22 protein-coding genes are annotated in these 22882 nt (G+C 64.3%); 12 read left to right on the top strand and 10 right to left on the bottom strand.

What is annotated here, in order from left to right; genetic code table 11:
- Positions 1–323 precede the first annotated feature (323 nt).
- The 5 genes from CKO40_RS25620 to ampD are packed head-to-tail and all read left to right on the top strand — an operon-like array spanning position 324 to position 3303.
- Complete coding sequence (locus CKO40_RS25620) at positions 324–1061, top strand: DUF1538 family protein (RefSeq protein ID WP_476702805.1); 738 nt, start codon at positions 324–326, stop codon at positions 1059–1061.
- Between the two features lie 15 nt (positions 1062–1076).
- Positions 1077–1883 (top strand): DUF1538 domain-containing protein, encoded by an 807-nt coding sequence (locus CKO40_RS25625; protein ID WP_476702806.1) that lies wholly within the window; start codon positions 1077–1079, stop codon positions 1881–1883.
- A 5-nt stretch (positions 1884–1888) separates the two neighbouring features.
- Complete coding sequence (locus CKO40_RS17760; RefSeq protein ID WP_200347786.1) at positions 1889–2239, top strand: P-II family nitrogen regulator; 351 nt, start codon at positions 1889–1891, stop codon at positions 2237–2239.
- 2 nt (positions 2240–2241) lie between these two features.
- The gene (locus tag CKO40_RS17765) at positions 2242–2694 is read left to right on the top strand and encodes a CBS domain-containing protein (RefSeq protein ID WP_200347787.1); all 453 of its coding nucleotides are present in this window, start codon (positions 2242–2244) and stop codon (positions 2692–2694) included.
- Between the two features lie 45 nt (positions 2695–2739).
- Entirely contained in the window at positions 2740–3303 is a 564-nt protein-coding gene (gene ampD, locus CKO40_RS17770) for a 1,6-anhydro-N-acetylmuramyl-L-alanine amidase AmpD (RefSeq protein ID WP_420827394.1), read from the top strand.
- A 99-nt stretch (positions 3304–3402) separates the two neighbouring features.
- Here the strand turns inward: ampD and CKO40_RS17775 are convergent, their stop codons facing one another.
- Positions 3403–4245, bottom strand: a complete 843-nt coding sequence (locus CKO40_RS17775; RefSeq protein WP_200347789.1) for a UDP-2,3-diacylglucosamine diphosphatase — start codon at positions 4243–4245, stop codon at positions 3403–3405.
- A gap of 323 nt (positions 4246–4568) precedes the next feature.
- Between CKO40_RS17775 and CKO40_RS17780 the strand changes: the two genes are divergently transcribed.
- Entirely contained in the window at positions 4569–5789 is a 1221-nt protein-coding gene (locus CKO40_RS17780) for an argininosuccinate synthase (protein WP_200347790.1), read from the top strand.
- Positions 5790–5799: 10 nt separating this feature from the next.
- Here CKO40_RS17780 and CKO40_RS17785 read toward each other — a convergent pair whose 3' ends face one another.
- From CKO40_RS17785 to CKO40_RS17805, 5 genes are all read right to left on the bottom strand, one after another.
- The gene (locus tag CKO40_RS17785; RefSeq protein ID WP_200347791.1) at positions 5800–6243 is read right to left on the bottom strand and encodes a gamma-butyrobetaine hydroxylase family protein; all 444 of its coding nucleotides are present in this window, start codon (positions 6241–6243) and stop codon (positions 5800–5802) included.
- Positions 6244–6323: 80 nt separating this feature from the next.
- The gene (gene hemH, locus CKO40_RS17790; protein ID WP_200347792.1) at positions 6324–7376 is read right to left on the bottom strand and encodes a ferrochelatase; all 1053 of its coding nucleotides are present in this window, start codon (positions 7374–7376) and stop codon (positions 6324–6326) included.
- A 204-nt stretch (positions 7377–7580) separates the two neighbouring features.
- Positions 7581–8135, bottom strand: a complete 555-nt coding sequence (locus tag CKO40_RS17795; RefSeq protein ID WP_200347793.1) for a hemerythrin domain-containing protein — start codon at positions 8133–8135, stop codon at positions 7581–7583.
- A gap of 218 nt (positions 8136–8353) precedes the next feature.
- Complete coding sequence (locus CKO40_RS17800; protein WP_200347794.1) at positions 8354–10072, bottom strand: NAD-binding protein; 1719 nt, start codon at positions 10070–10072, stop codon at positions 8354–8356.
- A 34-nt stretch (positions 10073–10106) separates the two neighbouring features.
- Positions 10107–10490, bottom strand: a complete 384-nt coding sequence (locus CKO40_RS17805) for a DUF6394 family protein (RefSeq protein ID WP_200347795.1) — start codon at positions 10488–10490, stop codon at positions 10107–10109.
- Positions 10491–10623: 133 nt separating this feature from the next.
- Between CKO40_RS17805 and CKO40_RS17810 the strand changes: the two genes are divergently transcribed.
- A complete protein-coding gene (locus CKO40_RS17810; RefSeq protein ID WP_200347796.1) occupies positions 10624–11511 on the top strand; it encodes an alpha/beta fold hydrolase in 888 nt (295 codons plus the stop codon).
- 242 nt (positions 11512–11753) lie between these two features.
- Here CKO40_RS17810 and CKO40_RS17815 read toward each other — a convergent pair whose 3' ends face one another.
- The 3 genes from CKO40_RS17815 to thrC all read right to left on the bottom strand — a co-directional run bounded on the left by CKO40_RS17815 (position 11754) and on the right by thrC (position 15292).
- Complete coding sequence (locus CKO40_RS17815; protein ID WP_200347797.1) at positions 11754–11999, bottom strand: hypothetical protein; 246 nt, start codon at positions 11997–11999, stop codon at positions 11754–11756.
- A gap of 282 nt (positions 12000–12281) precedes the next feature.
- Complete coding sequence (locus tag CKO40_RS17820) at positions 12282–13892, bottom strand: alpha-isopropylmalate synthase regulatory domain-containing protein (RefSeq protein WP_242477155.1); 1611 nt, start codon at positions 13890–13892, stop codon at positions 12282–12284.
- Between the two features lie 8 nt (positions 13893–13900).
- A complete protein-coding gene (thrC, locus tag CKO40_RS17825; RefSeq protein ID WP_200347798.1) occupies positions 13901–15292 on the bottom strand; it encodes a threonine synthase in 1392 nt (463 codons plus the stop codon).
- A gap of 485 nt (positions 15293–15777) precedes the next feature.
- Between thrC and CKO40_RS17830 the strand changes: the two genes are divergently transcribed.
- Both CKO40_RS17830 and CKO40_RS17835 read left to right on the top strand, forming a co-directional pair.
- Positions 15778–16035: a sodium/substrate symporter small subunit gene (locus CKO40_RS17830; RefSeq protein ID WP_200347799.1), complete on the top strand. Its 258-nt coding sequence runs from the start codon at positions 15778–15780 to the stop codon at positions 16033–16035.
- An 11-nt stretch (positions 16036–16046) separates the two neighbouring features.
- Positions 16047–17891 (top strand): sodium:solute symporter family protein, encoded by a 1845-nt coding sequence (locus CKO40_RS17835; protein WP_200347800.1) that lies wholly within the window; start codon positions 16047–16049, stop codon positions 17889–17891.
- 157 nt (positions 17892–18048) lie between these two features.
- Here CKO40_RS17835 and CKO40_RS17840 read toward each other — a convergent pair whose 3' ends face one another.
- Complete coding sequence (locus tag CKO40_RS17840) at positions 18049–18267, bottom strand: hypothetical protein (RefSeq protein WP_200347801.1); 219 nt, start codon at positions 18265–18267, stop codon at positions 18049–18051.
- A 323-nt stretch (positions 18268–18590) separates the two neighbouring features.
- Here CKO40_RS17840 and CKO40_RS17845 point away from each other — a divergent pair, with 323 nt between their 5' ends.
- The 3 genes from CKO40_RS17845 (at position 18591) to CKO40_RS17855 (ending at position 22779) form a co-directional block, all read left to right on the top strand.
- Positions 18591–20456 (top strand): DUF294 nucleotidyltransferase-like domain-containing protein, encoded by a 1866-nt coding sequence (locus CKO40_RS17845; protein ID WP_200347802.1) that lies wholly within the window; start codon positions 18591–18593, stop codon positions 20454–20456.
- Between the two features lie 92 nt (positions 20457–20548).
- Positions 20549–21223, top strand: a complete 675-nt coding sequence (locus CKO40_RS17850) for a 3'-5' exonuclease (protein ID WP_200347803.1) — start codon at positions 20549–20551, stop codon at positions 21221–21223.
- A 407-nt stretch (positions 21224–21630) separates the two neighbouring features.
- Complete coding sequence (locus CKO40_RS17855) at positions 21631–22779, top strand: IS66 family transposase (protein ID WP_200347804.1); 1149 nt, start codon at positions 21631–21633, stop codon at positions 22777–22779.
- Positions 22780–22882: the final 103 nt, after the last annotated feature.

Raw genomic sequence — 22882 nt, forward strand, 5'->3', positions numbered from 1 at the left:
ACCGGGAGTGCCAGGCAACAGAACCGAAACGCCGGGCGGTGTCGCGTCGATCGCATCAGCCAACAGGCCGCGCATACAGCGCCATCTCAGCCGACTGAAATCCCGCCGCCCCGCCCTGTCGTCTCGACGATGCCCGGGCCCCGGAAGCTGTGTCGACCCTCACGGCAAGCGGGCGTGTTGCCGGCTATAGTTTGAACGTTCGAGCCTTGCAGTGCGATCGCTATCCATCAATGTGCCGTCATCATCCCGCCGTCCACTTTCGACCTCCCTGCAGTCAGATCGTCCATTCCTGCTCAGTTCTTGCGGGATGCTGAACTGCGCGCATGCTCAAGGCGCTCGCATTGCCGCTGCTGAGCTCGCTGCGCGACAGCCTGCGTGATCTGACCCCGATCCTCGCGGTCATCCTGGGCTTCCAGTACCTGGTCCTGCGCCAGCCGATACCGGACCTGGTCGGCCTCCTTGGCGGCGCGCTCCTCGTGGTGATCGGCCTCACCCTGTTCGTCCAAGGCCTCAAGCTCGCCCTCTTCCCGATCGGCGAGACCATGGCGTCGGACTTCGCCCGCAAGGGAAGCCTGTTCTGGCTGCTCGCCTTCGCGTTCAGCCTCGGCTTCGGCACCACCGTCGCCGAGCCTGCGCTGATCGCGGTCGCCGACGAGGCCGCACTGGTCGCCGCCGAAGGCGGAATGATCCCAACCACTGACGTCGCACGCGAACGCTACGCCGACGGGTTGCGCTTGACCGTCGCGATGGCGGTCGGCCTCGCGATCGTCATCGGTGTGCTGCGCATCCTGCGCGGTTGGCCGGTGCACTACCTGATCATCGGCGGCTACCTGGGCGTGGTGCTGATGACCGGGATCGCACCGGCAGAGATCGTCGGCATTGCCTATGATTCCGGCGGCGTCACCACCTCGACCATCACGGTACCCTTGGTCACCGCACTCGGTATTGGGCTCGCCTCGAGTATCGAAGGACGCAATCCCACCGTCGACGGCTTCGGTCTGATCGCCTTCGCCTCGCTGACGCCGATGATCTTCGTGATGGGCTACGGCATGCTGGTCTAAAGGCGACTCGACGGCATGGATCTGCAACGCCTGCTCGCTTGGACCGAGCCACTATTCGGTACGATCACCGACGTCCTGCCGATCATCGCGATCCTGATCGGATTTCAGGTCATGGTGCTGCGACGGCCGATCCCGAACCTCGGGCGTGTCGTGCTCGGCCTCGTGCTCGTCGTGGTGGGTCTGGCCTGTTTTATCCAGGGACTGCAATCGGCCTTGTTTCCCCTCGGCAAGCTGATGGCCGCACAGCTCACCGATCCCGCCTTTCTCGGCAACACCGGAGACCAAGAACACACAACTGCGCACTGGCTCGACTATCATTGGGTCTATCTGTTCGCGTTCGCGATCGGGTTCGCGACCACGATCGCGGAGCCGTCGTTGATCGCCGTGGCGATCAAGGCGCAGCAGGTCTCCGCCGGCACCATCGCCGCAGGCGGGCTGCGCCTTGCCGTTGCCGTCGGCGTCGCCATCGGACTGACGATCGGCGTCTTCCGCATCGTCACCGGCACGCCGCTGCACTACTACATCATCGCTGGCTATTGCGTGGTGCTGCTGCAAACGGCCTTTGCCCCGCGCAGTATTGTGGCGCTCGCCTACGACTCGGGTGGCGTCACCACGTCCACGGTCACCGTGCCCTTGGTCGCCGCGCTCGGGATCGGACTATCGAGCAACATCCCCGGCCGCGACCCGTTGCTCGACGGCTTCGGCCTGATCGCGTTCGCCAGCCTATTCCCGATCATGAGCGTGCTTGGGTACGCTCAGATCGGGGCCGAGATCACTCGTCTGCGCGCTCGAGCGCGCACCAAACGCCGCCAGGAGAGCTGACAGCCATGCATTTCAAGCTCATCATTGCCTTGGTCGAGCGAACCGAAACCCAGCAGGTGCTCGATGCAGCGCGCGAGGCCGGCGCCACGGGCTCAACCGTAATCAGTCAGGCGCGCGGCGAAGGCGCCGAGAAGCAGAAGACCTTTTTCGGTCTTACACTCGAGACTCAGCGGGACGTACTCATGCTGTTGGTCGAAGAGCATCTCGCCCGCCCCATCCTCGAGACCATTGCCGAGGTCGGCCGCTTCGAGGAACGCGCCGGTTGCGGGATCGCGTTTCAGCTCGATGTCGAAGACGCTGTCGGTATCAGCCATCAGATCCGGGTGCTCGCCGACAAGGTACAGGAGGAGATCTAGGCATGCGGGACGCTGACGACCTGATCCGCGTGCGCGATGTCATGAAGCCGAACTTCGACCTGGTCGACGGCATGGACACCGTGGCGCAGGCCCTCGAGCGCATGCTGCACGTGGACACCAAGTCCTTGATCGTCCGCAAACGCCACGCCGACGACGAATACGGCCTTGTGCTGATCTCCGATATTGCCCGCCAAGTCCTAGCCAAGGACCGGGCCCCGGAGCGTGTCAACATCTACGAGATCATGTCGAAACCGCTGCTCAGCGTCTCCCCGACAATGGACATCCGCTATTGCGCAAGACTGTTCAATCGCTTCGACCTCTCGCGCGCACCGGTTGTTGAGCATGACGAGGTCATTGGCATCGTCAGTCTGACCGATCTTGTCGTCAAAGGCATGCTGCCACGCCGCCATCGCAGGCGGCGCAGCGCCGGCAAACGCGGTACCGAGAACGGATAGCAACGTCACCCGGAACCCGTGATAACGCAGCGCCGAACCAGGTTGATCGATGCCGACGGACGGCTTGCCATCGCACGCTGGCGGCCCTCGCCCAATGCCGACGAGCGCCCGCGCGGGGTCGAGCCGGACCTGCTCGTGATCCATAGCATCAGCCTGCCGCCGGGTGAATTCGGCGGCCCCTGGATCGAGCAGCTCTTCTGCAACCAGCTCGACCTCGACGCCCATCCCTACTTTGCCACTCTGGCCGGGCTCCGCGTCTCGGCCCACCTGGTGATCCGGCGCGATGGTGAACTGCTGCAATTCGTCGCACTCCACCGCCGCGCCTGGCACGCGGGCCGCTCATCCTTCAGAGGGCGCCCGGAATGCAACGACTACGCGATCGGCATCGAGCTCGAAGGGACGGATCAAACGCCCTTCAGCGATGCACAGTACAGGCAGCTTGCCCGCGTGACAGGACTGATCCGCACAGGTTATCCGGCAATCACTGCCGACCGCATCACCGGGCACCAGAACATCGCCCCGGGACGCAAGACCGACCCCGGCCCGACCTTCGACTGGGAGCGCTATCTCGCCGCCGTCCCCGCGCGCGTAACCCCGCCGACCGACTGATCGGGGCTCGCTCCCGGCCGGGCGCCAAACGAACGGTCATGGCACGGCGTGCCACCCCGGACGATAAATGTCGCGTGATTCAGGGTAAGCCAGAGCGCGCTAGCGGGCGGCGACAGCGGCAGCAGCAGCAGGGCGCGGTGCCGGTTGGGGTTGCGGCACGGGCTGCTCGGAGGTCAGCACCTGGTGCGCCTCGGTCCAGCGCAAGAGCTCGATCGTACCGTCATGATGCTCGACGAGCGCGGTACAGCTCTCGACCCAGTCGCCGCAGTTGCAATAGCTCACACCATCGATCTCCCGGATCTCGGCGTGATGGATGTGGCCGCAGATCATGCCGTTGACCTCTTGCCGGCGCGCCTCGTCGGCGACGGCCTGCTCGAAGTTCCCGATATAGTTGACCGCGTTCTTGACCCGATGCTTGAGGTAGGCAGCGAGGGACCAATAGCCGAAGCCGAAACGGCGCCGGAGCGCATTCAGGCGGTGATTGGCTGCGAGCAGCAAGTCATAAAGCCGCGACCCCAGCATCGCCAGCCAACGGCCGTTCTGGACCACCTGATCGAACTTGTCGCCGTGCATGATCAGGAAACGGCGGCCATCAGCGGTCTCATGGACGATCTCGTCCCGCAGTCGGACGTTGCCGAACTCGGAGCCAAGATGGCCGCGCAAGACCTCGTCGTGATTGCCGGGCACATAGACAACGTCGGTGCCACCGCGCGCCTTGTCCAGGATCGCACGCACCACATTGTTGTGGGCTTGCGGCCAGAACAGACCGCCCTTCATCGCCCAAACATCGATGATATCGCCCACCAGGTACAGCTGCTTGCACTCGGTCGACTGCAGAAAATCGAGCAGAAACTCGGCTTGGCAGCCGCGGAAGCCAAGGTGAACATCCGAGATCCAGATGCTCCGGTACTTCAGCGGCCGCAGATGGGTCACCTGACTCATGTCGTTCAGGTCCTCGTAAGCTATCGGTACCCGACATGGTCTCGCGCCTTTGTTGCGACAGCATGGACAGCCTATGAAGATCTGGTGAAAAGGGACATCCCCCGCGCGATCCCTAGCTGCGCAACCACGCGCTGGAATAGCCTGAGGATTCCGCCTCGTTGTGCCCTGCTGGCCTGTTTGCGAGCAGGCCCGCGGAACAGACCCTGATGGCCGTTCAACCGCCGTTTCTGCGTTCCACTGCTGGCGATGCGAGGATCGGACATCCGGAACAGCGTTAGCAGCGGTATATACTGGCGGATTAAGCCGATGAGAGGAGTATTTCCATGGCACGCAATTCCGTGAACAAGGTCGTTCTCGCCTATTCGGGCGGGCTCGACACCTCCGTGATCCTGACCTGGCTGCAGCAAGAGTATGACTGTGAGGTCGTCACCTTTACCGCCGATATCGGTCAGGGTGAGGAGGTCGAGCCGGCCCGCGCAAAGGCCGAGGCGGCCGGGATCAAGGAGATCTATATCGAGGACCTGCGCGAGGAGTTCGTTCGCGATTTCGTCTATCCGATGTTCCGCGCCAACGCGATCTACGAGGGCGAGTATCTGCTCGGCACCTCGATCGCCCGCCCGCTGATCGCTAAGCGCCTGGTCGAGATCGCCGCCGAGACCGGTGCCGACACGATCAGCCACGGCGCCACCGGCAAGGGCAACGATCAGGTCCGGTTCGAGATCAATGCGCTTGCGCTGAACCCCGAGATCAAGATCATCGCGCCCTGGCGAGAATGGGATCTGCTCTCGCGCGAGAAGCTGATGGCCTATGCGGCCGAGCATGGCGTGCCGGTCGAGATGAAGCGCGACGGCAGCAAGTCACCCTATTCGATGGACGCCAACCTGCTGCACATCTCCTACGAGGGCTATGACCTCGAGGACCCTTGGGTCGAGCCCGGGTCGGCGATGTGGCGCTGGACGCGCAATCCGGAGGACGCCCCGGACACCCCGCGCGAGCTGGAGCTGACCTTCACCGCCGGCGACATCACCGCGATCGACGGCAAGGTGATGAGCCCGGCCGAGGTGCTCGCCGAGCTGAACCGGATCGGCGGCGAGCACGGGATCGGCCGCGCCGACATCGTCGAGAACCGCTACGTCGGGATGAAATCGCGCGGCTGCTACGAGACGCCCGGCGGCACCATCATGCTCAAGGCGCACCGCGCGATGGAGTCACTGACCCTCGACCGCGAGGCCGCCCACCTCAAGGACGAGCTGATGCCGCGCTACGCGACGCTGATCTACAACGGCTACTGGTTCAGCCCTGAACGCAGGATGCTGCAGGCGGCGATCGACGAGAGCCAACAGGTGGTCAACGGCAAGGTGCGGCTGCGGCTCTACAAGGGGAATCTGATAGTGGTCGGCCGCCAGTCCGACACCGACAGCCTGTTCGACGAGTCGATCGCGACCTTCGAGGATGACGCCGGGGCCTACGATCAAGGCGACGCGACCGGCTTCATCAAGCTGAATGCGCTGCGGCTGCGGGTCGCAGGTCGCCGCAAGCGCTGAGTCAGGCCCTTTAGCCGGCAGCCTGAGCCTGCTGCTGCGCCGGCAGCTCGGCGGGCTCATCACCGCGCTCGCGCAGGGTCTCGAACGGGTCCGGCGCGGTGCGCTTGCGCCCGGCATCCTTCAGGCGATCGAGATAATCGAGCCACAGGGGCTGCCAGCCGCGGCCAAGCTTATAGAGGTACTGCCAGTCGTAGAGGCCGGAGCGGTGGCCGTCGTCGAAGATGATCTTCACCGCGTAGCTACCGATCTGTTCTAGATCGCGGATGTTCACATGCTCCTTGCCCACCTGCAGCTTGGCCTGATCTGGCGTGTGTCCTCGCACCTCAGCAGAGGGTGAGTAGACGCGCAGATACTCACAGGGGAGCCGGAAACGGGCGCCATCATCGTAGGCGATCTCCAGCACATGCGATTTCTGGTGAAGATTGAACTCGGTGGGAATCGGATTCTTATCCATCGGTCAGCGGGTCAGGTTAATCTGTCACTGCTCCCGCAGGTGCGGACTTGGACCGCATTTACAACAGAGCACACTGAGGCTTAGGCGGCAGCCTTCGACAGCGCGGTCACCTCGGGCCAGCCAGCGCAATGCCGTTCGACCAGACCGGCGAGCATCTGCAGATGGGCCGGATCATCGTTGAGGCAGGGGATGTAGTGATACTCCTTACCTCCAGCCTCCAGGAAGTACCCTCGGTTCTCGACCGCGATCTCTTCGAGCGTCTCAAGGCAGTCGGCCGAGAAGCCGGGCGCAATCACATGGACGCTCTGAACGCCATCGGCGCCCCAGAGCTTGAGCGTCTCATCGGTGTAGGGCTGCAGCCATTCGTCCCGCCCGACCCGCGATTGGAACGAGACCATCCAGCGATCGTCGTCTAGCCCGAGCCGCTCGGCCACCAGCCGTGCCGTCTTGTGGCAATGGCAGTGATAGGGATCACCGGCCATGAAGTAACGCTTCGGGATACCGTGGAACGAGAACATCAGCTGTTCCGGCTCACCCTTTTCGGCCCAGGCCGCCCGGATGCTGTCGCAGAGCGCATCGATGTAGCCGGGCTCGTCATGATAGTGATTGACGAAGCGCAGCTCTGGCAGCCAGCGCCAGGTCGTCAGCTCGTTGGTCACGGCGTCGAAGGTCGAGGCGGTCGTCGTCGCGGAATACTGTGGATAGAGCGGCAGCACCAGCAGCCGACGCACGTTGGCCTCCTTCAACCGCCCCAGCGCCTCGGCAACGGAAGGCTTGCCGTAGCGCATGCCCAGCTCGACATGGACGTTGTTACCGAGCCGATCGGTAAGCAGCTCTTGCAAGCCTGCTGCCTGACGCCGGGCGACATCGAGCAGCGGCGAGCCCTTGTCAGTCCAAACCGCCTGATACGCCTTCGCCGAGCGGCTCGGCCGCACGCGCAGGATGACCCCATGGAGGATCAGCCACCAGATCGGGCGCGGAACCTCGACGACGCGCGGGTCTTTGAGGAACTCGGCGAGGTAACGCCGAACCGCTGTTGGCGTCGGCGCCTCCGGCGTTCCCAGATTCAGCATCAGCACGCCGAGGTGCTCCGACATGTCGTGCTCGAAGCCGACGATGTTCTTGTACTTCATCGAGGTCCCGTAGGTTTCAGGTTGTCCCTGGTCAACACTTGTGAGACTACAGATTGGCGCGCGCAGCACCGGGTTTCAACCGGATTGCGCAATTCCCTCACCGCTGAGACAGCTTAGAAGCCCTAACAGGATGCCCCCTGTCACCAAATAGATCAGGAGGTTGCGCGAGTCAAACGGCTGTTTTGCCAGGGCCTCTAAGCCTGTTCAATGCTCGCGTTTCAGCTTGTTGAGCTCCTTGTAGATCGCCCGGAAGCGCTCCGGATCGGATTGCCCGAACAGCGGGTCCTGGGCAGCGGGCACCACCGCCTGGATCTCGGCCCAGGCGTCCTCACTCAGACAGGCATCGGCGAGCGGGAATGCCTGCTCGTCTTCAAGGCGCATGTGCTCGCGCAGCTGCGCGATCAGCTCCCGGCCTTGGCGCTCGACGTCATCACGCCGCAATACCTCCTCATGGACGATGCCCTCAAGCGATTCCTTGAAGCGCCGGTTGAGTTGCCCAAGCGAGTGGTGCTGCTTCATCAGCTGACCGAGAATGGCATGGCCCGCCCCTTCCTGCGCTAGCACGCGCTCGAAGATGCGGTCTTCACAGGGGTGGTGCGACTGATCCGCATAGTCGGTCAGATATTCCATCAGTTCGCACATCAGTTCGTAATCCGGCTCGAGACCGTCGCGGAACTGATCGAGCAAGCCCTCGAGCAACATCAGCAACTGGGCAAGCCGGCGATGGTCATGACCAAGACGCTCCAATAATGGATTCATTCAGGCTACCTCGTTGCGTTTACATCAATCGACGGGTCGGTCAGGAGCGGCCCGGTGCCAGCCCGGTCTGCTCAGCCCGGTCTGCTCAGCCCGGTCTGCTCAGCCCGGTCTGCTCAGCCCGGTCTGCTCAGCCCGGTCCGCTCAGCCCGGTCCGCTCAGCCCGGTCCGCTCAGCTTGGTCCGCTCAGCTTGGTCCGCTGCATTGGCCTGCCGCCAGCCTCAGCTGCCAGGATGCTGCTGCATCAGGCGCTGCTTGAGCCAACGCCAGAGTGCACCGCGCGACGGCTGCGCGCCAGTGACGACATAGGTCAATACATCGGGGTTGTTCAATGTCCACTGCATCCAGCCCTGCGCCTCGGATCGGCCGCAGACCAAGAGATGATCCCCAACGCACAACGGCCGATCCAATGCAGGTAACGGCCAATGCTCACCTTGACAGCGCTGGACCAGCACGATCGCGGGCAGCGGTTCGTCACGATTGCGCGGATCACGCAGCAGGTCCTCCAGCGTCGGGCGCGCCCCAGAGGGCTCCAGGCACTTGGCCGCGTAACCGAACGCCGTCCCGACCGAAAGCTCCCACAGACTCGGTGGTCGGTCCTCGACCAGGGCGATGATCCGACTGACCAGCTCACAGCACCAGCTGTCCGGCTCCTTTTCCGCTTGGGCCACGAACTCCATCAACAGCGGCGCGCTGAGCAAGGTTTGGATCCGCTGCGCAACGATCAGGCTCGGATGCATCAGGATATCGGCATTGACCGCCTGGAACAGCCCATCATTCATCAGGTGGTTCTCCCTCACGACCGTGAACAGCTCCGGATTGAGCTGCTTTGCCGTCATCACGATCGACAGGTTGTTCGCGTCGTTGTCGGTGCCGGCGACCAGTCCGGCCGCACGGTAGATATCGGCCTGTTCCAGCGTCACCGCCTCGGTCCCACGGCCCTTGATCAGCGGTCCCGGAGGTAAACCGGTGGCTTCGGGTTCCATCTCGATCACGATCAGCTCCACGCCTTGCTCGGCCAGATGGCCATAGAGCGCCTTGCCGAAGCGGCCATAACCGCAGATGATCCAGAGTCCCTCGGCCGGCGGATAGACCGGGTCCGGCAGGGTCGAGCCATGCAGCCGACCAAGCCAATCCTGGAGCGAGGTCAGGCAAGGCGAGTCGATCGCACGACCGAGATAGCGCGCGAAGATATCGAATGGATCATAGATGTGATCGGTCCCGAACGAGGCCATGTTCGCCTCGACGTCGTGGGAATCCGCTCGGCAGACGACCTGGACACCCTGATGCATCAGCTTTGCCGCGAGCGCGACCTTCAGGTTGACCTCGTTCGATGAGGTCAACGCCAAGACCCCGGCGCAGTAAGGGCTGCGCAGCCCCGCCAACAGGAGATTGTCGGGACGCCGCACGTCGGCGCGCAGCGCCGGGACGAACTCCCGTAACGGCTCGAGCCTGAGCAGATCGATCCGCTCGGGATTGTTATCGAGCACGACGGCCCGCTGGTTGCGGTCGGTCAGTGCCCGCACCAACCCGCTCCCCGTTTGGCCATAGCCGCAAACCAGGTAGAAATCCTCCTTGATCCGGCGCACATGGTGCGCAAATCGTCGCTCCTCCATCGCCCGGCGCAGGGCCTTGTCCTGCAGCAGCGCGATCATCGAGCCGACCGAGTAGAGCCAGCTGATCACGGTTGCATAGATGCACAGTGTCACCCAGATACGCTGCGCATCACTGAACGCCCTCGGCAACTCGCCAAAGCCGATGGTCGTCGACATGTAGCTGACGAAATAGAACGCGTGAAAGAAGCTCAGGTGCCAGGTGCCGCCATCGGGATCACGACCGGGAATCAGCACCAGCCCGACGATCGCGATCGAATAGACCACGATCAGGGTCAAGAGCGGCGCGCGCATGCGCCGCAGGACCAGAAAGACGATGCTGTCCACCGGGGGCCCGTCTTCGCTTGGCGCCGGGCGCAGCCTAGCGCCGCAGCATCGTCGTTTCGATGATCAACAGGATCACGGAGACCACATTGGCCACCATCGCGCCAGCGGCGAGGGAGACGACACTGGAGAGCGCGCCGGCGTTGAAGCCCTCGGCCGAGGCATGGGCGGCCACGGTCCAGATCACCGCAGCGGCGAGCAGCTGCAGGATCGCCACCAAGCTCGTCGCCAACAGCACCGCGCCCATCTGCGAGCGATCGCCGAGCTTGAGCACGGTCGCGATCAGGTTGACCACCACAACCGACGCCAGCTCCCACGGATGGTGATGCGCGAGATTGTCGATCTCACCATAGACGAAACCGAAGTTCAGTGTCAGGGCAAGCAGGATAAAGAAACCGAAGACAACCTTCTCGGGATTCATCGCGGGCCTCCGGGGTCGGCGCGGACAATCGATCTCCTCGCGCGTATCCTATACGGATTGTCCCGCCGGAGCGCGTCCCGCTCGCCGCATGCGCTCAACGCGGGCCATCACCTCCGTCCGTCGACTGTTTGCTATGAATCCGACCTCGACACCCATCCCATTGCCCGACGCCGTTGCGGCACCACGCGACCAGCTCCACACCGATCAGGCGGGGCGCATCGCCTACTATCACGACAGGGGCGGCAGCGGGCGGCCGCTGGTGCTGGTGCATAGCATCAATGCCGCACCGAGCACCTACGAGGTCAAGCCGCTGTTCGAGCATTACGCCGATTCACGGCCGGTCTACAGTATCGATCTGCCCGGTTTCGGGCATTCAGAGCGCTCGCCGCGCGACTATTCCGCCGAACTCTTTGCCAATGCCATCCGCGCCTTGCTCGAGCAGGTGGTGCAAGAGCCCGCCGACGTACTGGCCCTCTCGCTCAGCGCCGAGTTCGCCGCCCGCGCCGCGCTAGGCTCGCCGGCGAGCATTGCCTCGCTCGTGCTGGTCTCGCCGACCGGGCTCTCGCAGCGGTCACTGCCGTCGCCGCTGGTTGGGCGCCTCACGCACAGACTCCTCAGCGTCCGACTCTGGAGCCAGAAGCTCTACGATCTGGTGACCTCTCGACGCAGCATCCGCTATTACCTCGGTCAATCCTTTCAGGACGAGCCGCCGCAGGACGTGCTGGACTATGCCTATGCGACCTCCCATCAGCCGGGAGCACGCCACGCGCCGCTGATCTTCCTCTCGACGCAGCTCTTCACCCGCAATGCGGCCGACAACCTCTATGGGCGGCTGACCCGGCTGCCTGTGCTGGCCATCGCCGATCGCGACCCCTACGTCACCTTCGAGCAGTTGCCCGATCTCGTCGCGCGTCACGCCAACTGGCAGTCCGAGCGGCTCGCACCGCACCGCGGGCTCCCGCATTGGGATCAGCCGCAGGCGACCTTTGCCGCCCTCGACCGGTTCTGGGCGGGCGCCTGATCACAGGTCGCTCCCACGCCAGACCCACTTCAACCTGGACCGAGCCCCACCCCAGCCGGGCCGAGGCGCAAGCAGAGTGAGGACGGCCTCGCCGACGGCCCCCTTGCCGGGAAGCGCAAGGCCCGAAACGCTGACCGACTGAAGCGCCCCAACCGATTGAGCGCTGCGGCCATCGGCATCAGAGACCCAGGTCAACGGCATGGGCAGCGGTCCACTCCTGTCGACCGGTATGAGCGGCCGGCTCAGCGTTTCGGCCCGCGGCGCAGCCTGGTGCTGCCAATATAGAGCAGACCGCCAATCAGCATCACGATCTCGGCGAAGACGAACCAGCCGAAGAACAGGTAGAGCACCCGCGACCAGATCACACCGCCGGCGGGATCATTGAGATCGTTCGGCGTATGAGGCAGAAAGCCGATCAAGGTCATCGCGAGTGCAAGCAGCGCAGCCCAGAACAGAGACAGGATGATGAGATTCGGCCGTTTCTTCATGAGGACACCAGAGTCAAGGCAAGCGGTCTGATTGGGGCCTTGCTAACCTCGCGCGAGCGCGCGTCAGCGGGCAGCGGGCAGCGGGCAGCGGGCAGCGGGCACGGCGAATACACTGCGTCCAGTTTGGGATGTGCAATGTTGATCGCGCCTGCTGCGGAAAAATTGCGTTTCTGTCTCTGGACGCGGTTTAGCAACAGCGGCGACGATTACGGTGAATCACGCGGGGTTCATCGTCCGGGGTGGCACCGTGCCATGAGCGTTAGCGCAAGACGCGATGCGCGCTCAGGCAGCTGATTCCGCCGCGGGCGTCCCGGCCGATGCATCGCTCGGCTTCAGGGACCAGTGGATCACCAGATTCAGCATCCGCATGGTCGCTCCGATCGACGCGAAGACCTGATTCGAGTGCACCCCGCGGGTCTTGAAGTGGCCGCGCTCGCCGGCCCAGACAATGGTGCACTCGGTCAGCGCATCGGTACGACCGCCTTTCGGGATGCGCACCTCGTAGTCGACCAGGGTCGGCAGCGTCAGGCCGATCCGTTTCACCACCTGCGCGAGGGCATTGTTGAACGCATCGAAGCCGCCGTTGCCATGACCGGTCGCGGTGAGCTCGTCGCCCCGCAGGCAGACCTTGATACTGGCGGTCGACTCCAGCCCGAAGCTCGAGGAGACATTGCAGGCGATCAGCTCAGCATGGTGGTAGTCCTTGCTCTCGAGCACCTCGGCGATGATGAATGGCAGGTCCTCGGCGGTGATGGTCTTCTTCGAGTCGCCCAGCTCGACGATGCGTTTCAAGACCTTGCGCTGGTTGTCCTCTGAGAGCGTGATCCCGAGCCGCTCGAGGTTCTTCGCCAGCGAGGCCTTGCCGGCGAGCTTACCCAATGCATAGACGCGGCGACGCCCGAAGCGTTCCGGCGAGAGCCGAGTGTGATAAAGGCTGCCCTTATTGTCGCCGTCGGCGTGGATGCCGGCGGTCTGGGTGAACACGTCATCGCCGACGATCGGAGCATTGTCGCCGATGCGTTTGCCTGAGAAGTACTGCACCAGCTCGCTGACATGGCCGAGATGGCTCTCGTCGATCTCGATCGTCATCCCGAGCTGATCGCGCAGATTGACCACCACCTCGGCGAGCGAGGCATTACCGGCGCGCTCGCCGAGACAGTTGACGGTGCAGTGGACCGCCGCTGCGCCCGCCTGGGCAGCGGCGAAGACGTTCGCGGTCGCCAGTCCGTAGTCGTTGTGCGGATGGAAATCGAAGCGCAGCTCGGGGAAATGCCGGATCATGTCGCTGACGGCGGCGAAGACCCGCTCCGGCGTCATCACGCCGAGGGTATCGGGCAGCATGAAATGCCCGACCCCGGCCTTGCTCAGCCGCTCGACAAGGGTATAGACATAGGCTGGATCATCGGCATAGCCATTCGACCAGTCCTCGAGATAGAGGTTGACCGCAAGCCCGCGCTCTTGGGCAAGCGCGATGTTCGTGAGCACGTCCTCTGCATGCTGTTGCGGGGTCTTGCCGAGCTGCGTCCGGCAGTGCTTCTCGCTGCCCTTGGCGAGCAGATTGATCACCCGACCGCCGGCACGCCTGATCCAGTCCGCACTGCGCCCGCCGTCGACGAAGCCGAGCACCTCGACCCGGTCGTCGAGCCCTTTGCCGTGCGCCCAGTCGATGATCTGGGCGACCGCCGCAAGCTCGCCCTCGGAGACCCGCGCCGAGGCGACCTCGATCCGATCCACCCGCAACAGTTCGAGCAGCGCCTTGGCGATATTGACCTTCTCGTCGGGCGAGAACGAGACCCCCTGGGTCTGCTCGCCGTCGCGCAATGTGGTGTCGAGGATCAGGATGCGCTGGGCGTCGTCGGGGCTCATGTCGATCTGGTCTGTGTCGGTGACCATCGGCACGCTCAAACTGCAGACGCGCCGAGTGTGTGGCGGATGAAGGATGCGACCGCATCGGCGTCGGCCGGCAGCTCGGCGCAGCGGGTCTCGCGCTCGAGCACCCCCTGCAGTGAGGGCGGCGGCGGCGGCTCACGGCCGATCGCTTCGACGACCGCCTCGGTGAACTTGGCCGGGTGCGCGGTGGCGAGCACCACCGCGTCTTGAACTTCAGCGGCTGCGCAGGCCCCCACCGCCGTGTGCGGGCAGAGGATGTAGCCGCTGCGCTGCTCGACACGGCGGATCTCGGCGAGCGTCTCGCCATCGGAGACAGCCCGGGCGTCGAAGTCCTCCCGCACCCGGCGGTGACGCTCGCCATCGACCTTCAGCGCACCGGTCTCGGCCATCTCGAGCAGTAGCGTCCGCACCGCAGCAGGGTCCTCATCGAGCAGATAGTACAGGTAGCGCTCGAAGTTCGAGGCCAGCTGGATATCCATCGCCGGGCTCAGCGTCTGGTAGACCTCACCCGCCTGATAGACACCGGTTGCGACGAAACGGGTCAGGATATCGTTGCGATTGGTCGCGATGATGAGGCGATCGACCGGAAGCCCCATCCGCTTGGCGAGCCAGCCGGCGAACACGTCACCGAAATTCCCGGTCGGGACCGCGAAGCTCAGGCGGCGCTCCGGATCACCGCCGCTCAGCCGGCCCCAAGCATAGAAGTAATAGATCGTCTGCGCCAGAATCCGGGCCAGGTTGATCGAGTTGACCGCACCGAGTCGGTATTCCTGCTTGAATGGTAGATCACTGAACAGCGCCTTGACGATACGCTGGGCGTCATCGAAGGTGCCCTCGATCGCGATGTTGTGCACATTGGCGTCGAGCACGGTCGTCATCTGGCGTTCCTGCACGGGCGACACCCGCCCCTTCGGATGCAGGATGAAGATGTCGATCCCCGCCTTGCCACGGACGCCATAGATCGCCGCCGACCCGGTATCCCCCGAGGTCGCGCCGAGGATGCGCAGCGCACCGCCCTCGCGCACGATCAGGTACTCGAACAGGTTCCCAAGCAGCTGCAGCGCCACATCCTTGAACGCAGCGGTTGGACCGTGGAACAGCTCGAGCCAGCGCCGTTCGGCATGCTCGGTCACCGGCGTCACCTCGGGGTGGGTGAAGCCGGCGTAGGAGCGCTCGACCAGATCGGTCAGATCGGCGCGCGGGATCGCATCACCAACGAAGGGCGTCAGGACCTCGACGGCCAGTGCCTGAAAATCGAGCTGTGCCCAATCGCGCAAGGTCTCAGCCGGCAGGCTCGGGATCACCTCCGGCACCAATAGACCGCCGTCGGTCCCCAGCCCCATCATCACCGCCTCGGCGAAGCTGAGGGGCTCGACCCCGCCTCGTGTACTTAGATATCGCATCGCATCCTGAGGTTGGTAGCCCAAAAAATAGTGAATCGGCTGCCTTGCCGCAATAGACGAACTGTAACCGCTCGGCGGCGCCACGAGGGCGCGTGAGCGCGGGGCGGAAAGATGAACAAGCACCGCACTGACGGCCGCTGCACTGCGAACGGATCAGGGGGCGGTCCTGAACGGACAGCTTGCCGTAGCCGCCTAGAGCGCTCGACGGCGCGAACAGCGGCACCCTTAAGCGTCGCCTCGGGCGATTACGACTTTTCCCGGCGGTTCAGACCCTTCAGCCGATACTCCTTATCGTTGACAGGGGATTGTACCGGACAACACAATGCGCGACCGCTCGCAAACCCGAAAACGGGCTGCGCAGCGCGTAAACAACCAATGCCAATAATGACGGGGAGACGCTCGGCCGGCCCAGTCAGCGCCCGCAGCTGCAACGCGGGCGGAGCCTCCCTTTCACCAATCTGATCTCCTGAGGGAGGGACAAAGCGGTGACACCCGAAAAACGCTCCGCCTATTGGAAGGCCAATCTTTGGCTCCTGACCATCCTGCTGATCATCTGGTTCGTCGTGTCTTACGGGCTCGGCATCCTGCTCGTCGAGCCGCTCAACAACTTCTCGCTCGGCGGCTACCCGCTCGGATTCTGGTTCGCACAGCAGGGCTCGATCTACACCTTCTTGGTGCTGATCTTCGTCTATGCGTGGCAGATGAACCGACTCGATAAGAAATTCGACGTCGACGAAACCTGAGGACCCCATCGATGACAGCTCTCGATTTCTGGACCTACGGCGTCGTCGGCGCCACCTTCCTGCTCTACATCGGCATCGCCATCTGGGCGCGTGCCAGTACCACCGGCGAGTTCTATGTCGCCGGCAAGGGCGTCCATCCGGTCGCCAACGGCATGGCCACCGCGGCCGACTGGATGTCCGCCGCTTCGTTCATCTCGATGGCCGGCCTCATCGCCTTCAACGGCTACGGTGCCTCGGTCTTCCTGATGGGTTGGACCGGCGGCTACGTGCTGCTGGCGCTCCTGCTCGCTCCGTACCTGCGCAAGTTCGGCAAGTTCACGGTGCCGGAGTTCATCGGTGACCGCTACTACTCGCAAGCGGCCCGCATCGTCGCGGTCATCTGCCTGATCTTGGCCTCGATCACCTACGTCATCGGCCAGATGAAGGGTATCGGGGTCGCCTTCTCGCGCTTCCTCGAGACCAGCTACGAGATGGGCCTCTACATCGGCATGGGCATCGTCTTCATCTACGCGGTGCTCGGCGGCATGAAGGGCATCACCTATACCCAGATCGCCCAGTACTGCGTGCTGATCCTGGCCTACACGATCCCGGCGATCTTCATCTCGCTCGCCCTGACCGGCATCCCGATCCCGCAGATCGGCCTCGGCGGCAATTACGCCCCCGGTGGCGGCGAGATCTCGCTGCTCGCCAAGCTCGACCAAGTGGTCACCGAGCTCGGCTTCAAGCAGTACACCACGCAGGTGATGGGCAGCACATTGAACATGTTCGCCTATACCCTATCGCTGATGATCGGCACCGCCGGTCTGCCGCACGTCATCATCCGCTTCTTCACCGTGCCCAAGGTCAAGGACGCCCGTTACTCGGCCGGCTGGGCGCTGGTCTTCATCGCCCTGCTCTACACCACCGCCCCGGCGGTCGGCGCGATGGCGCGGCTAAACTTCACCGATACCCTGATGGTGCAGCAGACCGAGACCACCGAGCAGGGCCTGGCCGCGTTCGAGCCCCAGCCATATGACGAGCTGCCCAGCTGGTTCAAGAACTGGGAGAAGACCGGCCTCTTGGCCTGGCAGGACCTGAACGACGACGGCCTGGTGCAGTACTACAACGACACCAACGAGGCCACCGTCGCTGAGGCCGAGGCGCTTGGCTTCAAGGGCAGCGAGGTCTTCCACCGCTCAGGCGACTCGCTGAACCCAGGGCCGGACCGCGACATCATGGTGCTCGCGAACCCGGAGATCGCTCAGCTGCCGAATTGGGTCATCGCCTTGGTCGTCGCCGGCGGCCTCGCCGCAGCCCTCTCGACCGCTGCCGGCCTGCTGCTCGCCATCTCGTCGGCGATCTCGCATGACCTGCTCAAGGGTGTCTTCGCGAAGGGGATCTCGGAGAAGAACGAGCTGATGGCGGGGCGTATCGCGATGGCCGGTGCCATCGTCGTCGCCGGATTCCTGGGTCTGAATCCGCCCGGATTCGCTGCAGGAACGGTCGCCATCGCCTTCGGCTTGGCCGCCTCGTCGATCTTCCCGGCGTTGATGATGGGCATCTTCTACAAGAAGATGAACAACGTCGGCGCGGTGGCCGGCATGTTGGCTGGTATCACGGTGACGCTGTTCTATGTGTTCCAGCACAAGGGGATCTTCTTCATCCCGGGCACCGCCTTCCTGGCGCCTGAGCTCGGCATGGGGCCCGACTGGTTCTTTGGCATCTCGCCGAACGCCTTCGGCGCCGTCGGCGCCATCGTCAACTTCATCGTCGCATTCGTCGTCGCGAAGCTGACCGCACCGCCGCCGGAGCACATCCAGCACCTCGTCGAAGACGTCCGCGTGCCGCGTGGCTCCGGCGAGGCAACCAGCCACTAAGGCTGAACGCCCACGAGAGCCGGCCACGCCGACGGCCGGCTCTCGTTCCAAACATGAAGCCCCGCATGTGCGGGGCCTTTTCTGTTGCGGCGGTGGTCAACCCGCGCCCTTGGCAGACCGGCGACTCCTCGCGACGAGCCGCGGTCTGGTCGTAGACCTAGACCATGAAACGTCGCCCGAGCGGGTCGCGACGACGCTCAGGACGCGCACGCCTCTTTGCGAACTGGAAGCCATCCTCCGCGGTCGCTGGATCGAAGTACAGGTCCATCGGTACATAGTCCCACCCGTGCCGGCGCTCACGTTTGAGCCGCTGCGCACTGAGCTCAGGCCGCCCATGTGGAGCCCCCCAGACCTCGTTACTCGCTGTGTCTCGCATCGGGGTCTTGACTGGGCCTTGGGCTACCAGAACCCAGCGTTCCCGTTGTACTGTCGCCGTCACCATACTGCCTCCTCATGATGGTCGGCCGGCGCCCGGGTATCGAGCACCTCTCGCTCACCCTACCAGTATAGTCGGTTTACCCATCTTCATTGCGGTTTTCCGTGATCCGCGAGACGCTATCGCGAATCGCTTGCTGGCCGCAGTCAGACCTCGCATCAGCGACGATCTCGGGTCGAGACAGGTCGCAACTGCACGATTTTGCGGCATACTCATGCGAGCAACCGATACCACTACCGCTTTACCACCCGAGGACGGTCGCTATGGATGTCGAGCTGATCGAAATCCAAGAGTTTCTCGCCAATCACCCGCCGTTTGAGCAGCTGCCCGAGGCAGCGCTCGAGCAGATACCGCGGCAGCTCACTGTTCGCTATCTGCGACGCGGTTCCGCATTCCCGCCAGCCGATGATCAAGCCCGGCATCTCTACATCCTGCGCCGCGGCGCCGTGGAGCTGCGCACCGAGGAGGGCGAGTTGGCCGGCAAGCTGGCCGAGGGCGACCTCTATAGCGATGCCTGCGGCGGCAATAGCGAGTCGCGCGCCCTAACGGGCCAGACCGTCGAGGACACCCTGGCCTACTCGCTGAGCTGCGAGCGCTTCGAGCGCCTCTGTACCGACCATCCCGAGCTGGCCGAGCACTTTCAGGATGCACCGACCAAGCGCCTGCGCAAGGCGCTCGATGTCTTAACCGAGCAGACCGCGACGAGCAGCGGCCTGATGACGGTGACCGCGCAAGACCTGATCCGCCGCAGCCCTGTCATCGCCGACCCGGCGATCAGCATCCGCGAGGCCGCCGGCATCATGTCGACAGAGCGCGCATCGGCCCTGCTATTGATGGAGGCGGGCCAGCTCGCCGGCATCATCACCGACCGTGACCTACGCAATCGCTGCGTCGCCGCCGGCCTGTCCACCGACCGCCCGGTGAAGGCGATCATGACCGCGTCGATCTCGACCATCAGCGCCGACACGCTCGGCTTCGAGGCGCTGCTGAAGATGACCCGGCTCAACGTCCACCATCTACCGGTCGTCGAGGGCGAACAGGTGCTCGGCATGCTCTCGACCAGCGACTTCACGCGCTTCCAGAGCAGCAGCGGCGTCTATATCGTCAGCGACGTCCACAAGGCCAAGACCGTTGCCGAGCTCGAGGCGGTCAGCGCCAAGATCCCCGAGCTGCAGGTGCAGCTGATCAACAGCGGCGCCACCGGCAACCATGTCGGGCAGGCCGTCAGCGCGATCACCGACGCCATCACCCTGCGTCTGATCGCGCTCGCCGAGGCCGAGCTCGGCCCGCCGCCGGTCCCCTATGCGTGGCTGGTCGGCGGCTCGCAGGCGCGGCGCGAGCAGTCATCGCACTCCGATCAGGACAACGCGCTGCTGATCGCCGACGCGATGAGCAAGGGTGACGATGACTACTTTCGCCAGCTCGCCGAGCGCGTCAACGACGGCCTGCACGCCTGCGGCTACATCTACTGCCCGGGCGAGGTCATGGCGAAGAACCCGACCTGGCGCCAGCCGCTCGCGGTCTGGCAGCGCTACTTCGAGAACTGGATTCAGCGCCCCGAGCCCAAGGCCCTGATGCTCGCCAGCGTGTTCTTCGATCTGCGCGCGCTGCATGATCCGGCCGGGCTCTACGATGGCTTGCACCAGCAGGTGCTCGAGCTCTCACGCGACAACCGCATCTTCATCGCCTACATGGCCGCCAACGCCCTCAAGTACCGGCCGCCATTGGGGTTCTTCCGCAACTTCGTGTTGATCCACGGTGGCGATCACGACCGCAGCTTCGATCTCAAGCATCGCGGCACCGTGCCCATCATCGATCTCGCGCGCGCCTACGCGCTGTCCGCCGGGCTGGAGCCGATCAATACCGTCGAGCGGCTCGAGGCGGCCGCCGCGACCAAGGCGCTCAGCCAGGATGGCGCCGCGAACCTCATCGACGCCTTCGAGCTGATCAATACGCTGCGCATCCGCCACCAGGCCGAGCAGCTCAGCAAGGGCGAGCACGCCGACAACTTCCTCGCGCCCGAACGGCTCTCACCGCTCGAGCGCGGGCATCTCAAGGATGCCTTCATCCTGATCAACAGCATGCAGGAGACACTCGGGCAGCGCTATCAAGCGGGCCGTTTCACCTGAGCGGCCCCGGCCCCGACAGAGTATCGCCGCGAATCCGCTCCGAACCCGGCCCGAGTCTGCGATGACCCCCTCCTCAGTCCGCCAATGATCTGATGGGATCACCACTGGAACGGCGCCGCCGCAGACGCCTAAGGAGGATCGCGAACGGACCGCTGCACCGCTATCTGAGCCGTCCGTTCCCGAAGAAGACACTGGACTACCGCTGTGTCGACTATCTCGCGCTCGACCTCGAGACCACCGGTCTCGATCCGAAGCGCGACCAGATCCTGAGCGCCGGCTGGGTACTGATCCGGGGTCACCGCATCGATCTCGGCAGCGCCCGCCATCGGCTGATCCGCTGCGACGGCGCGATCCCGGCCGACAGCGCCGTGATCCACCAGATCACCGACGACGAGGCCGCCGCCGGCGAGCGGCTCGGGCGCGTCATGCGCGAGCTGCTCGACGTCCTCGCCGGGCGCGTACTGATCGCCCATCATGCCGAGATCGAGATCGGCTTCCTCGATGCCGCCTGTCGGGAGCTCTACGGCAGCGGCCTGCTCGCCTGTACCGTCGACACCGAGGTCCTGGCGCGCCGCACCTTCGAGCGCCGCAACATCCCGTTCCGCCCCTCCGAGCTGCGGCTGCACGCCCTCTGCGCGCGCTACAACCTGCCCCGCTACCGCGCCCACAACGCCTTCTACGATGCACTGGCCGCCGCCGAGCTTTTCCTGGCCCAGGTCGCCCATCGGGATAATGGCAATGGGTTCTGCCTCGGCGATCTGCTTTAGCGTGAGCGACACGTCGTTCTGCCGCCTGCTCCTTCGATCACGCCGGCGCGTCACCTCTGTCGCGGTGTCGCTTGGAAACATCGTTCACAAACCACTTCGAGAACAGTAAGCTCAATTTATCCTGATTGTCGGTAGGGCCTAATCGAAAGGCGATACCTTGCGCGAGCCGACCGATACGCATACCGTCATCTTCGGAGCCCGTTCTCGCCTATGGCCTCGATGACCATTCGTGCCACCTATTCCTTCGGCACGGAGACAGCCCAGGCGAGTAAGCGTTCAGACCCTCCCCCGGAAACCTTTGCCCAGCACTCAGGGATGGGACAGACAACTGCTGACTTGGTATGGCAAGATCACGCGCCAATTCCTTCCGATCCAAACGCCGTCGCTCCTCTAGCGCTGAGCCCCCCGTGCAGCTGAGCAAACACGATCTTTCGCAGCTTGATGCCGACGCCTTGGCCGCGTTGAGCCACGCCCAACTGCAGGGGCTCTCAGAGAAGCTGCTCGCCGATCTGAAGCTCGCCCACGAGCGCCTTGATCAGACCCCGCACAACAGCTCGCGCCCGCCAAGTAGCCAAGCGCCCTGGGAGCGGGGCGGCGGTCATGGCCGCGACGCCACTGATCAAGCGCCTAGCGACCCCGCCTCGCAGGCGCCGCGCCCCGAGTCGAGCGCCGCCCGCGCAGACGACGAGGGCAATCCTGCTGCAGAGACCGCCGACGCCTCTGAGACGACCCCCAGCGATTCGACACCGAGCACGGGCGCTGAACACCGGGCCCCCAAGCGCCCCGGACAACGCCCCGGCGCCCCCGGCCATGGCCGCACCCAGACGTTTGCCATCACCCAGGTGCGCGCGCATCATCCGACGCACTGCGCGCGTTGCGGCAGCGACCTCCAAGACCAGGCGCCCGGCGCCTGCCACCAGGCCCACCTCGTGCTCGATCTGGGTGACCTGGGTGAAGCGCGCATCGGCTTGGAGCTCATCCAGACCAAGCACGCCTATCACGAGCGCACCTGCGGCTGCGGTCATGTCACCCGCGCCGAGCCCGGTCACACGCCGGCGGATGAGGCCTGGGGGGTCGCGCTGAGCGAACGCCATCTGGTGGGCCCCCGGCTGCTGAGCTTCATCTGCGCCCTCTCGAGCCGGATGCACCTCTCGCGTCGGCGCATCCAAGAATTCCTGGGCGACTGGCTCAACCTCGCGCTCTCGATCGCCACCATCAACCAATGCCTCCATGAAGCGGCGCGCGCGCTGGAGCCGGTGGTCGAGGAACAACTGCTTCAGCAAGCCCGTGACAGCGGCCTGCTGCACGCCGATGAGACCAGTTGGTTCGAAGCCGGCAAGCTCGTGTGGTTGTGGGTCTTCACCTCGGCCACCACCACGGTCTTTACCATCGGAGCACGCTCTAAGGCCGTGCTCACCCGCATGCTCGGGCCGCTGTTCAACGGCTGGCTGATGAGCGACGGCTACTGGGCCTACAGCAATTCCCGCCGCAAAAATATCTGCTTTAGAAACAATAAGTTGGCTTTGAGCCGAAAAAAATCTTTCGTAAACTTTTGAAGCCGAATCAGTATACTGCCACGACCTTCTCAAGCTGCGAGGCAGGTATTGATGAGTGGTCCGTTCTCACGCCAGCACCTCAGCGTCGCGGGACTGCTGCGCG

Source organism: Halochromatium glycolicum (assembly GCF_016584085.1).
In the GTDB taxonomy this organism is placed as follows: Bacteria; Pseudomonadota; Gammaproteobacteria; order Chromatiales; family Chromatiaceae; genus Lamprobacter; species Lamprobacter glycolicus.